1 protein-coding gene is annotated in these 1,015 nt (G+C 69.5%); it reads left to right on the forward strand.

Going from position 1 to position 1,015, the window contains the following annotated elements:
• The first annotated feature begins 143 nt into the window (after positions 1-143).
• Positions 144-785: a thiol:disulfide interchange protein DsbA/DsbL gene (locus D183_RS0119790; RefSeq protein ID WP_017910536.1), complete on the forward strand. Its 642-nt coding sequence runs from the start codon at positions 144-146 to the stop codon at positions 783-785.
• Positions 786-1,015: the final 230 nt, after the last annotated feature.

The raw sequence follows: 1,015 nt of genomic DNA on the forward strand, positions 1-1,015 counted from the left end.
CAGGCGGCACCGGCCGCGGCGACGCCACAGCAGCCGGCGCCCGCGCAACAATCCTGACCGCGCGCCGCCGCGGCGGCGCCGGCCCGTTTCCCCTTCGCGCCGGTCCCGACGACCGGCGTTCGTTTTTTGCCATTGGAGATCGCATGAACCGTCTGCCCCGCCTGCTGTTGTGCCTGCTCGCCCTGCTGCCGTTGAGCGCCTGCGCGCAACCCAAGTCCGCCACCGCGGTGGAAGGGGAGGACTACACGCTGATCGCCAATCCCAAGCCGTTCGCGCCGCTGGCCGGCAAGATCGAGGTGGTGGAAGTGTTCGGCTATACCTGCCCGCATTGCGCGCACTTCGAGCCGCTGCTGGAGGAATGGGCCGGCAAGCAGGCCAAGGACGTGCGCCTGACCCTGGTGCCGGCGGCATTCGGCGGCTACTGGGACAACTTCGCCAGCGCCTTTTATGCCGCGCAGCAGTTGGGCGTGCAGAGCCGCAGCCACCGCGCCATGTTCGAGGCCATCCACGACAAGCGCAGCGTACCGGTGCAGAACGTGGCGCCGGAGGAACTGGCCACGTTCTACGCCGGCTTCGGGGTCAAGCCGCAGGCCTTCATCGCCGCCTACCAGAGCCCGCAGGTCGCCGCGCAGGTGAAGGCCGCGCGCGATTTCGCCGTGCGCGCCGACATCTCCGGCACCCCGGCGCTGATCGTCAACGGCAAGTACCTGGTCAAGGGCAAGAACTTCGAGGACATGCTGCGTATCGCCGACGCGTTGATCGCCCGCGAGCGCGCAGGCAAGTAATCGGCGTACGGCGCTTCATCCGCGCCATGGCATCATGACGGGGTGGCCGGACCGCGCTTGCGGCGCGTCCGGCATTTGTCCCCCATCCTGCTGGAGATGTCGCCGATGAAGACCCGCTTCGCCCTGACCCTGATGGCCCTGCTGCCGATCCTGGTGGCATGCAAGGCCCAGGACGGCACTGCCGACGCCGTCGCCCCTGCCTCCGGCACCGCTGCCGCCCCGGCTGCCGC

The organism is Xanthomonas sp. SHU 199 (assembly GCF_000364665.1).
Lineage (GTDB): Bacteria > Pseudomonadota > Gammaproteobacteria > Xanthomonadales > Xanthomonadaceae > Xanthomonas_A > Xanthomonas_A sontii.

Bases quoted from the DNA above. Each gene is read 5' to 3' on its own strand.
- D183_RS0119790 (WP_017910536.1), top strand. From the start codon at position 144: ATGAACCGTCTGCCCCGCCTGCTGTTGTGCCTGCTCGCCCTGCTGCCG.